Source organism: Gemmatimonadota bacterium (genome assembly GCA_040882465.1).
GTDB lineage: Bacteria > Gemmatimonadota > Gemmatimonadetes > Longimicrobiales > Gaopeijiaceae > JBBEBG01.
In genome coordinates this window covers 46,398-57,064 of the sequence record JBBEBG010000001.1, presented here as the reverse complement: position 1 = coordinate 57,064, position 10,667 = coordinate 46,398, and the positions used below count along the sequence as shown (strand labels likewise).

Below are 10,667 nucleotides of genomic sequence, written 5' to 3'. Positions count from 1 at the left end.
CCCCCCCCCCCCCCCCCGGGGGGGGGGCCGGGGAGTCCGGTCTTGATTCGCGCTCCACTTTAAGAGCGGTCTTCCTCTCCTGTTCCGCTTCCCTCTTCTCCACCCTCACCGCCCTGCAACGAGGGGGGGCTGCATCCCGGGAAGTTCGGATACATCCAGCACCAATTGAAATTGCGAGTCACCTCGCGAAAGGTGCCGTACCTCTGAAGCTCGGGTTTGACGTACATGAAGCATTCTCCTTGTGCTCACGCAGGTGTTGGCCCTGGGTCAAGCTAACCATCTGTTTACGCACGCGCCAGAGTTTTGGACCCAGTGAGCTTTCGGCCGGGTTGAGCGATTCACCCGCAGCCGGTGATCAGGCGCCTCCTGAGCTCGGGTCCGGGGCGGGGTGCCCCCGCGACCCAAGCATGTTTGCAAGCCACGTGCCGAGGCCGGTCGGATCGCGCGGGAACCTTGTAAGTGTCAACAATGAAGCTGGTTACCATGCGTAACCATCTATTCCCAGTCAACTCCCGGGCCCGTGCGGCGTGCGCCGCACCGTGGCGTTTGCGGAACGGTTGCAACAGAAGTGAGACGCATCCGCCGCACACCCATCGGTGAAACATGCGTTCCGCTCGTCGGCGCGGTGGAGCGCTGTGCCTGGTTGTCGACGCACCGGCGGTTATATGTTCCACGGGTCGTAGGCGTCCCCGCTGGCGCCCTATCGGTGTCTGTTTCCCCACCTGCCGACGAGATGGTCGCGGACAACCGCCTCTCCCTACCCCTCGAAGCCCGCCTGGTATTTCTGTCGGCAGGGGGCACCTGGGCCGATCCCGAAATCCGCCGGCTCCTCGCCACTCCGCTCCGCTGGCCGGCCGTCCTCGCTCTGTCCCGGCGCGAAGGAGCGACACCGATCGTTCTCGCTCGTATTCGTGAGTTGAGCGGACCGGACCTTCCGACCGAGCCCCTCACGGCGCTTCAGCGGCTTGCGGAGGTTCAGGAGTTCCGCATGGCACTCCTCGAGGAGCGTCTCTCCACATTTCTCGGGGCCCTGGAAGAACGCCGGATCCCCGCGGTCCTCCTCAAGGGCGCGGCGATCGCGTGGACAAAAGCCGGGGCGTTCCACCAACGACCCATGGGAGACCTCGATGTTCTCGTGCCGGAGGCGGAAGCAGGCCGCGTGCATGAACTCGCCCTCACGATGGGGTGGACGACCCCAGGGCGAGGACTAACCCCGGAGATGTATCAGGACCTCCATCACCTCCTGCCGCTGGACGCGTCCGATGGGTTGGGATTCGGGTTGGAGATCCATACCGAACTGTTCCCCGGCTGGAGCCCATTGCGGTTCTCAGCCGGAGACGTCTGGAGGGACGCAGAGCGCATCGTGCGCCCCGGATCCTTTGGCGCAGCGCTCGTCCCGTCTCTGCACCACCAGTTACTCCACACATGTCTCCACTTTGCCTGGTCCCATTGTTTCGGAAGGGGGGCCTGGCGAATGGTCCGGGACGTTGACCTCCTCCTCGCGGATCCTCGCCTCGATCCTGCCACCGTCGTGCGGGATGCGAAGGAGGCGAGGGCAGGCACCTGCGTATATTGGACGCTCGCTCTCATGCGCGCCCTCACCGGGCGCCCTCTCCCGGACGGGCTCCTCGAAGGGCTGGACGTTTCTCCACCCGACCTCTTGCGCGTGCCCCTCCTGAGGCACCTGGCGGAGGAGGCCCAAGGGAACCGCGGAACCCCCGGAACGCGCCGGCTCCGCAGGACTCTCTGGGCCATGGCGATCCGCCCGCGGCGGAGCGGGCACGGCCGGGTGCGCCCCTGGACGGGGGCCGAGCGCTGGGCCGCGGTCGCCGATCCTTTTGGCCTCGACCGAGACGCTGGCAATCGCCTCTCCTTACGGCTGCGGGGATTTTTCGGATATTCGGCGCACGTCCTCTTGGGGAGGGGCGCTTGATGATTCACTCGGTGCGGCAGCGACTCGCGGATCCGGCGGCGGAGTCTCAGTACTGCGCTAGCGTCCCCGCCTTCCGAGCGTAGTTGAGCGCATGCCGGAAGGCCCAAAGGCCGAGCGCCAGGAGCACAGTAGCGAAGAGGCCCAGGATGACGAGGTCCCCGCCGACGACCGAGAGGGGCTCGCCGGCAAGGAGGGCGCGCCGGAGTGCCCTGAGTCCGTACGTGAGCGGGAAGATCGCCGCCAGCGGCTGGATCGCCTCCGGGATGACGGTAGTCGAATAATAGACCCCCCCAAGAAGGGTGGATGCCGCCAGGACGCCCGAGGCCAGCGGACCCGATGTCCGAAAGACGAGGTGGAGCGCGGCCGAGCAAAGGCCCACCGGGATGTGCGCAAGGACGATGAGGGCGAGGATGAAAGTGCTCAGCGGCAAGTTTCCCCAGGAGACTGGTGTGCCGACGATCGCCATGGCCAATACGAGGATCGACGCGCGGACGGTGGTAAGTACAAAGGGGTAGGAGAGCATCCCGGCGAGGAGAGTGGGAAGGCTCGTTGGGGTCGCCAGTAAGGCCTCGAGCGTGCCGGACCGGATCCCCCCCGAGATCGCGCCGGGAAGGCTCCGCATCGCGAAGCCGAGAAAATAGGTTACCGCGATCCCCACGACGAGAAAGCCGAAGTACTGTTCGCCCTCCATCCGGATGGAGTCCTCCACGACCGGTTGGAGCGCTCGGGAGACGAAATAAAGCGGGATGAATCCGACGACGAGGCCGCCGAGGGAGAAGACCAGGCTCAGCCGGTAACTCACCGAGGTCAGCCAGCTCGCACGGAGAAAGGCCAGGACCTTGCTCATGGGGGTGACATCCGGTCACGCGAGACCGAAGTGGATTCCCCCGCACTCCGGTCCGCCGCCACCCGTTCGATGAGTTCCGCGAGGGGGAGCTCCACCTTCTCGAAGCGAGAGATCGTCACCCCCGATCCGGTGAGCCAGTGGAGCAACTCCGCCGCTCGATCCGGCCCATCCACCAGGTCGAAGGCCACGCGCGTCCAATCGTCGGACAGCGCGGGCTGGCGCTCGATGCGCTCGGCACCCCACCGCCCTTGGAGCTCGTCGAGAGACGGGTGATGCGGCGAGCGGGTCCAGAGCTGGAAACGGTGGACTTGGAGCTCCTGCACCAGAGCGTCGGCCGCACCCACGGCGCGAAGCCGTCCGCGTTCCAGGATTCCGATTCGAGTACAGAGATCGGCCACCTCCTGGGGGTCGTGGGTCGCCAGCAGGACGGTGCACCCCTGCCTTCCCGCGATCTCATGCCGAATGAAGGCGCGAAAGTCCCGCGCGCTCACCGGATCGAGGCTTCGCGTAGGCTCGTCGAGCAGGAGGACCCGTGGAGTGGAGAGGAGCGCCCGGGCCACGAGGAGGCGCTGCTTCATCCCCGAGGAAAAGAGTCCGACCTGTTTCTCCCCAGCCTCGGCGAGCCCCACGAGCGCGAGAAGTCCCTCGATCCGGTCGTGCGTTTCCCGGCGTGGAACCCCGTGGAGTGCGGCATAGAGACGGAGGTTCTCTCGCGCCGGGATTCGCCAATAGAGGCTTCTCTCGTTCGGGATGACCGGAGTCAGGAGCTCTCGCACCCGAGCGCCCGCGCGCACGATGTCGTACCCGGCCACCTCGACATTTCCCTCGTCGGGGAGGACGAGCGTGGCAAGAATCTTGAACAGCGTCGTTTTTCCGGCGCCGTTCTGGCCGAGCAGCCCGAATATCTCCCCCTCGCGAATCTCCAAAGTGATGTCGTCGAGAGCCGTCTGAACCTCGGTTCGCCTTGGGTGGAGAATCGTATCCACCCAGCCGCGCCGAATCGGAAAGCGTTTGGAGACTCCCTCGATCCGAACGATGGGGGTTCTTGTCGCCGCCGGCGAAAGGGAGTCGGCGATCATCGCGACCGGCCGCTCAGGATTCCCTTCCCTTGGACAGCCTGAGATCATCGAGAGGGGTGAATGTCCGCACGTGGCCCGGATCGTCGGCGATCACCCGCCCATTCCACTCGACCCAAGCGTGCGACTCGAAGGCGCCAGGACCCCGCCGGACACCGAAGCGCACCTGCGCTTCCGTGATTCCGTGCCTCGAGAGCATACGCTGGAGGGCGATGGACCGTACAAGGCAATGCGGTCTGGTGAGGCCGTAGCGGCCCGCGCGGGCGATCGCGGTACCGATTCGCTCAACAGCACCCAGTTCAGAGATCCGGTTCGACGTGTGCGGGGCGGGAGCCTCTCCAGCGATCACGAGTTGTCCTCGCGGGCGGATTGCGACGAGTACCGCCGCCCAGACCAGCCAGAGCTGGGCCTCCGCGAGCTCCCACCATCCCCTCGGCCCCGCGCGCAGGAGGTTCCGCAACATCAAGCCCTCGATTTCCAGGGAAGTCTTGCGCACGCACCCCACACCTCGCGCGGACCTCCCTTAGTGCGCGGGTACGGCGCTCTCCGGCGGTGTGATCAGACCGTTTTCCTTCAGGTCCCGGAGAAAGTCCTCTGCATCCTCGCGGATCGTGGACCTGGGTACGTCCGGAAATCGCTCCGACAGGGTGTCCACCAGATCGTCCAGCGTGGCTGAAGCGGAGGCCAACGCGTCCCATATGGCGAGCCCCACTTCATTCAGGCCAAAATAGACCTCGGTGCGGGTGCAATAGAGCACGGCGCCGTCGGTCATCTCTTTGACGATGACGGTTGCACTTGGCGATGGAAGGTCCATGGGCTCGTCCGCCTCAGAGGTGGATGGGTCGACGTTGAAAGCTATGGCGCATCCCGGGGCTCTGTCTACCGGATTCGTGGGCGGGAGTCATTGCGGACCTGAAGAGCCGGGTCTCTTTTCGAACCGCCGCATGAGCTCCCGCGAGCGGCGTTCCCGGCGCTCGATTTGCCATACGATCGTTTCGGATGCCTCCAGGTTCAGAACCAGCGCCATGATATTCGCGGCATCGCCGGCATCTGCCGAGCGGGGTCGCACGACCGAGAGGTATCCGATGGCGAGAGTTCTCGAAACGCAAAGGGCCGCCATCGCCGCGCGTGGATCGGAGGCAGCGAGTGCGCTCGTGAGCGCTCCCAGCTGGCCCTGGAGAGCGGAGCCCAGTGCCGCGCGGTCGGGGAGGGGCCGGAGGCACGACGCGACCTCATCCAGGATGGCGATGATCTCTTCGGCCGTCTTGCCAATTCGAATCGGTGGGCCCGCGGAAGGTCCGGCGTTCCATTGCGCCGATCCGACCGATCGCGGGTCGTGTGGACGATCTCCCGTCGTTCCGGGATCTACCTCTTTCATCAGCTCTACTTTCCTCGCGTGGGGTCCCGTTGACCCGAGACGCCGAGTAACCGGCTCGCGCCCTCGTAATAATCGAGCTAGCAAGGTCCGAACCAGGCCGTTTACACTGACGGGTGGGGGGCGGCAATATCAATCCCTCGAAAGAGTTAGGCGACCATTCATTCCGGCGGGAACAGCTTTGGTCGGCCTCCCTGCGTCGTGCGTGCGCAACAAGCTGTCCCGCCGAACCGCGCGCGGCGGGGGCATCAGCCCCCGCCCTCTTCAAAGGGTTCCGACTGGGCGCTCCCTGGGGGTCCGGCGGCTTTCCTCCCTCTACAACCGCGAGTAGCTTTTGGGCCGTAGTGGCCTTGCGGCAGCGGGGCCACGACCGCTCGCCCATCTCGTTTCACTGCCGGAACCCGTGTGTTGGCGGACTTCCGAGCTCCTCCCCAAGTGGCCGATGCTCTTTGCCCTCACTCCCCCGGATGGCCGTCATCGCCTCGCAACGGCGGTTGGGCTCTCTCTCTTCTTGGCGGCAGGATGCGGGCAGGAGGGCAGGACCGAACTCGTGGTCTACACGCCTCACGGCCGCGATCTTCTCGAGTACTTCGGGGAGCGTTTTGAGGAGGCCAACCCGGGGGTTCGGGTGCAGTGGCTCGACATGGGCTCACAGGAGGTGCTCGACCGCCTGCGCTCCGAGCGGGCGAATCCGCAGGCCGACGTCTGGTGGGGTGCGCCAGCCGAGATCTTCGCCCAGGGGGCCGAGGAGGGGCTTCTCGAAGCCTTTCGCCCATCCTGGGCAGACGCTCTCCCTCCCGAGGCAAGGGACCCGGAGGCCCGCTGGTTCGCCACGTACCTGACCCCCGAGGTAATCGCATACAACTCGGCGGCACTGGCACGGGAGGATGCGCCGCAGGAGTGGGACGATGTCCTCGACCCGCGCTGGCGCGGTGAGGTCCTGATCCGTGAGCCGCTCGCCTCCGGCACGATGCGCGCGATTTTTTCGGCGATCATCTACCGGGAATCCGGAGGGACGGGAGATCCTGCCGCGGGCTACGAATGGCTTCTCCGCCTCGACGCGCAGACGAAAGAATATGTTCTCAATCCGACGCTGCTCTACCAGAAGCTGGCGCGGGAAGAGGGCCTCGTGACCCTCTGGGCCATGCCTGACATCGAGACGCTGCGGGCGACGACGGACTACCCGATCGACTACGTGATTCCCGCGGGAGGGACGCCGGTCGTCGTGGACGGCGTCGCAGTGGTGGCGGGGCATGAAAACACGGAGATGGCGCGAGCCTTCGTCGAATACGTCGGCAGCGAAGCCGCCCTCGTCGAAGCGGCCGACCGGTTCTTTCGAATTCCGGCTCGATCCGATCTCGATCCCGCGGCCTTCCCTGAGTGGTTACGTACCGCGCTTCCCGAGATTCGGGCGATGGAAGTGGACACTGATCTCGTGCGGGAGATGACTCCCCAGTGGATGCGGTACTGGGACTCCAACATTCGGAGGCGCGGAGAGGCCCTGGGGTATGAATGAGGGCGAAGGACCGGAAATCCTCACCCTCTCCTCGGTGACCCGGCGATTCGGAGAGGTCATGGCGGTGGACTCCCTCACCCTGACCCTGGAAAGGGGCGAGTTGCTCACCCTTCTCGGGCCGTCCGGCTGCGGAAAGACGACCGCGCTCCGGCTCATCGCCGGCTTCGAGACGCCCGACTCCGGACGAGTCTCCTTCGAAGGGAAGGAGGTCACGAAGTGGAGCCCCCAGCGCCGCGGTTTTGGAATGGTTTTCCAGAATTACGCGCTTTTCCCCCACCTGAACGTCTTCGAGAACTTGGCCTTCGGGCTGCGTGCGCGACGCGTCGCGGCACCGGCTCTCCGGGAGCGTGTGCTCGCGGCCCTCAGGGTCGTGGATTTGTCGGGCTACGAAGAGCGGGCTGTTCAGGCGCTTTCGGGAGGTCAGCAGCAACGCGTGGCTCTCGCTCGTGCGCTCGCGATCGAGCCTCCCCTTCTCCTCCTGGACGAACCGCTTTCGAACCTCGACCAGGCCCTTCGCGCCCGCACCCGGGTCGAGCTCCGCGATCTCGTGAAGTCTCTGGGAATCACCGCGATTTTCGTGACCCACGATCAGGAGGAAGCCTTCGATCTCTCCGACCGGATCGCGGTGATGAAAAGTGGGCGGCTGCGCCAGGTGGGTTCGCCGCGCCAGCTTTATGAGGAGCCCGAAGACGCCTTCGTGGCCGGGTTCGTGGGAAGGGCAAACGCCATCCGGGTGCGGGTCGAAGAGCAGGAGGTCTGGCTGGGAGATGGGATCCGGTGGCCGCTCGGCTCCGAGGTGGCGTGGCGGGGAGTCACTCGACTCCGCGGCCGGGAAGCGGTCCTTCTCTTCCGGCCCGAGGATCTCAGCTTCGCGGAGGGGGAGGGAAGTCCTACCCTGGGGCCGCCGCTCCGGGGAGAGGTGCGCGCCATCCGGTTTCGGGGTGCGCTCACCTTCTATCTGGTGTCGGTCCGAACGCCTGGAGCCGCCTCGGGTGCGACATCGGAGGTGGAGGTGATCGGCCCTGCCCGGGGACCCTCCGTCGGCTCGAACGTCGCGCTTCTGCCCCGTGCGGGGGCACGCCTGCATCTCTTCAGCGATCGTGAGCCCGCGTGACCTCCGGCCGTGGACCGCGGGTCGGGTGGCTCCTCTTCCCGGTCGTGGCCGTGCTCTTCTGGGTCGTCCTCTACCCCCAACTTTTTGTCCTCGGAGACTCGTTCCGGGTCGAGGGAGTTATTACCCTCGACGGATACCGGGACTTTTTCACGAGCCGGGCGGAGCTGGAGGCGCTCTGGGGGAGTGTCTGGATCAGCCTCGGAAGCGTGGTCCTGTCGGCGCTCATCGGGATTCCGCTCGGATTCGTGTTTCATCGATTCGACTTTCCCGGGCGTTCCCTTTTTGGGGCTCTCGCCAGCCTTCCGGTGCTTCTCCCCCCGCTGGTGGGGGTCATTGCGTTCCTCTTCCTTTACGGGGAAAGCGGGATGTTCACGCGGGTCGTCCAACTCCTCTTCGGACTGGACGACCCGCCGTGGAGACTCGTGGGCGGATGGGCGATACTCTTCGTCCATGCCTACTCGATGTACGTGTATTTCTATCTCTTCACGACTGCCGGGCTCGCCCGCCTCGATCCCGCGGCGGGAGAGGCGGCCGAGTCGCTGGGGGCCGGACGGCTGCGAGTCCTTTTTCGTGTCACCCTTCCCATGCTGGCGCCATCCCTGGGAGCCGCCTCGATCCTGGTCTTCATGACCTCGATGGCCTCGTTTTCGGCGCCGTACATTTTCGGGGGCGGGTTCCGGGTGCTGACCACGCAGATCTTCACGAGCAAGGTCAATGGCGAGTTGACGATGGCGATGGTGGAGACCGTCGTCCTCGCGTCTGCGTCACTGCTCTTCCTCTGGTTCCTGCGGCGCTTCGAGCGCGGACGAGAGTTTACGGCGGTCGGAAAAGGGATCGGAGCAGTGCGGCGTGAGATCACCGCACCGTGGGCACGCATCCTCGTGGCGGGGGCCGGGGTCGGGGGAGTTTTCCTCCTTCTCCTCCCGCACCTGACGCTCATCCTTGTTTCCCTCGTCCCGGAGGGCTCCTGGACGACGCAGATCCTCCCGCCCCGCTACAGCTTCGAAAACTATGGAGCGCTTTTCGCCAACGTGTCACTCTGGACACCGGTCCTCAACTCACTCCAGATGGCCGCGCTCGCGACGGGGGGAAACGTCCTCTTCTGCTTCGTCCTCGCATATCTCCTCGTGCGCGGACGATTCCGGGGGAAAGGAGGGCTGAATTTCCTCATGATGCTTCCCTGGGCGCTTCCGGGAACAGTGATCGCGATGGCGCTGGCGACCACGTTTTCGGCAAGCCAGCCCTGGTTCGGCCGCTTCATTCTGGTGGGGACCTTCTGGATTCTTCCCCTCGCCTATTTCGTGCGAAACATCCCACTGGTCGCGCAAGCGGCGACTGCCTCATTCCGGCAGTACGATTTCTCGCTGGAGGAGGCGGCTCATTCGCTCGGGGCGAGCTGGGTGCTCACGATGCGACGGATCGCGGTGCCCCTCGTGCTCCCCGGGTTGGCGGCGGGGGGCCTTCTCGCCTTCGTGGCGGCGCTGGGGGAATTCGTCTCTTCCATCCTTCTATACAGCTATCGTTCCCGCCCGATTTCGGTCGAGATCCTCTCCCAACTGCGGGCCTTCGATTTCGGCGCGGCCGCCGCCCTCGGCGTCGTGCTCGCGCTTCTCATGGGGATCGTGTTCGCTGTCGGCGGACGGTGGGTGCGGGGAGGCGTTTTCGGTCCGAGAGGTTGATGGTGGTGCCCGGCCCCTTCCTCTGAAGTCCCGTGTTCTCCTTGGCCGCCGCGCTCACGGATTCCGGGTGTGGTCCGCGGTTTCGTAGTGGCGCCGGAGCAGGTCCCCGCCGAAGTCGTTTTCGAGATCGCGCCACACGGAATGGACGTGGTTTCCCTCTCCCTGAACGTTGTCGAATTCCACGAGGACGGTGGGTCCCTGGATCCGGTAGTAATGGGGCTCCCCGGCTTCGACCCCACCCGACCAGACGAAGTGGAGACTTTCCACCCCGGCAGTGCGCACGGCGGAGAGGTGCGCTTCGGCCACCCCTTCGTCCAGATTTCCCGCGAACTCCTCGAGGAGCGCAAGTAGGAGGACCCGACTCTCCGAACCCATCTCCCCCGCCGGAAGCCCTTCCACCGGGAGCTCCCGGGCCACTGGGTCATTGCGCGTGAGGATGTCGTTCGGAGGTGTGGGCGACACGACGGCGCGCGCGCGCAGGTCGGGGGAGAGGCTGCGGAGGAGCTCGCGGGCGAGATCCTCTTCACGGTGGAGGACCCGGAGCCCGGCCCATGACCCGCTCCGGACCTCGGCGGGATTGCTCCCGAGGAATAGAGGCGTGGCCGACAGCCCCCCGGGAGCGACCGACGTGAAGTTCAGGGAGACGTGATGCCCCTCGAACCTCCACCCCCACGGCTCACCCGACGCGGGATCCCCGAAGACGGCAACGACGTATCCTTCGACGCTCCTTGCGAATCCGGCCGTTTCGATGGCCCGAAGGACCTCCTCGAGCTGCATCACGCTCGTGATCTTCAGGTAACCCGTGCCGCTCAGCGCCGTGCGGAGAAGCACATGCACGCGCTGCCGCTGGACCGCGGTCATGTCCGCCAGGAGGAGACCCTCCCGCTCGGCCGGGATGTACTGCCATCCCATCCGCACCTCGTCCTCGAAGGGGAGGTGGGCGGACGCGCGGCGCGCTCCGTTCAGCGTGGCGAGGAAGTCGGAGGCGGCGGCCGCCATCGCCTCCTGAGCGCCGACCACCGGATCGAACGTCTGCGCGGATGCCGGGGAAGGGATGTGGAGCGACACGGAGGCGACGGTCGCGAGCGCGGCACATGCGCGGAATCTCTGGAGCATGGTGGTCTCCG

At 65.8% G+C, this 10,667-nt stretch carries 10 protein-coding genes; 4 read left to right on the top strand and 6 right to left on the bottom strand.

What is annotated here, in order from left to right; translation table 11 throughout:
• Window positions 1–706 precede the first annotated feature (706 nt).
• Entirely contained in the window at window positions 707–1,933 is a 1,227-nt protein-coding gene (locus WEG36_00270; GenBank protein ID MEX1256029.1) for a nucleotidyltransferase family protein, read from the top strand.
• 46 nt (window positions 1,934–1,979) lie between these two features.
• On the opposite strand, the gene WEG36_00265 is transcribed toward WEG36_00270, so the two are convergent.
• From WEG36_00265 to WEG36_00245, 5 genes are all read right to left on the bottom strand, one after another.
• On the bottom strand, window positions 1,980–2,780 hold the full coding sequence (locus WEG36_00265) for an ABC transporter permease (protein ID MEX1256028.1): 801 nt from the start codon (window positions 2,778–2,780) through the stop codon (window positions 1,980–1,982).
• Window positions 2,777–3,859, bottom strand: a complete 1,083-nt coding sequence (locus tag WEG36_00260; protein MEX1256027.1) for an ABC transporter ATP-binding protein — start codon at window positions 3,857–3,859, stop codon at window positions 2,777–2,779. The genes WEG36_00265 and WEG36_00260 overlap by 4 nt, the downstream gene beginning before the upstream one ends.
• A 13-nt stretch (window positions 3,860–3,872) precedes the next feature.
• A complete protein-coding gene (locus WEG36_00255) occupies window positions 3,873–4,352 on the bottom strand; it encodes a lasso peptide biosynthesis B2 protein (protein ID MEX1256026.1) in 480 nt (159 codons plus the stop codon).
• A 27-nt stretch (window positions 4,353–4,379) separates the two neighbouring features.
• Window positions 4,380–4,670 carry a PqqD family protein gene (locus tag WEG36_00250; protein ID MEX1256025.1) on the bottom strand — a complete coding sequence of 97 codons (291 nt, stop codon included), beginning with the start codon at window positions 4,668–4,670 and terminating at the stop codon, window positions 4,380–4,382.
• A gap of 87 nt (window positions 4,671–4,757) precedes the next feature.
• Window positions 4,758–5,234 carry a hypothetical protein gene (locus tag WEG36_00245; protein MEX1256024.1) on the bottom strand — a complete coding sequence of 159 codons (477 nt, stop codon included), beginning with the start codon at window positions 5,232–5,234 and terminating at the stop codon, window positions 4,758–4,760.
• 547 nt (window positions 5,235–5,781) lie between these two features.
• Here WEG36_00245 and WEG36_00240 point away from each other — a divergent pair.
• Genes WEG36_00240 through WEG36_00230 form a run of 3 tightly spaced genes read left to right on the top strand, consistent with a single transcriptional unit; the run spans window position 5,782 to window position 9,540 of the window.
• Entirely contained in the window at window positions 5,782–6,747 is a 966-nt protein-coding gene (locus WEG36_00240) for an extracellular solute-binding protein (GenBank protein ID MEX1256023.1), read from the top strand.
• Complete coding sequence (locus WEG36_00235) at window positions 6,740–7,861, top strand: ABC transporter ATP-binding protein (protein ID MEX1256022.1); 1,122 nt, start codon at window positions 6,740–6,742, stop codon at window positions 7,859–7,861. Before WEG36_00240 ends, WEG36_00235 begins: the two co-directional genes overlap by 8 nt.
• Window positions 7,858–9,540 (top strand): iron ABC transporter permease, encoded by a 1,683-nt coding sequence (locus tag WEG36_00230; protein MEX1256021.1) that lies wholly within the window; start codon window positions 7,858–7,860, stop codon window positions 9,538–9,540. Before WEG36_00235 ends, WEG36_00230 begins: the two co-directional genes overlap by 4 nt.
• Window positions 9,541–9,594: 54 nt before the next feature.
• Here WEG36_00230 and WEG36_00225 read toward each other — a convergent pair whose 3' ends face one another.
• Window positions 9,595–10,656 carry a DUF3500 domain-containing protein gene (locus WEG36_00225; protein MEX1256020.1) on the bottom strand — a complete coding sequence of 354 codons (1,062 nt, stop codon included), beginning with the start codon at window positions 10,654–10,656 and terminating at the stop codon, window positions 9,595–9,597.
• Window positions 10,657–10,667: the final 11 nt, after the last annotated feature.

Coding starts and splice junctions, on each gene's coding strand:
- WEG36_00245 (MEX1256024.1), bottom strand. CDS start 5,234: ATGAAAGAGGTAGATCCCGGAACGACGGGAGATCGTCCACACGACCCG.
- WEG36_00260 (MEX1256027.1), bottom strand. CDS start 3,859: ATGATCGCCGACTCCCTTTCGCCGGCGGCGACAAGAACCCCCATCGTT.
- WEG36_00225 (MEX1256020.1), bottom strand. CDS start 10,656: ATGCTCCAGAGATTCCGCGCATGTGCCGCGCTCGCGACCGTCGCCTCC.
- WEG36_00235 (MEX1256022.1), top strand. CDS start 6,740: ATGAATGAGGGCGAAGGACCGGAAATCCTCACCCTCTCCTCGGTGACC.
- WEG36_00265 (MEX1256028.1), bottom strand. CDS start 2,780: ATGAGCAAGGTCCTGGCCTTTCTCCGTGCGAGCTGGCTGACCTCGGTG.
- WEG36_00250 (MEX1256025.1), bottom strand. CDS start 4,670: ATGGACCTTCCATCGCCAAGTGCAACCGTCATCGTCAAAGAGATGACC.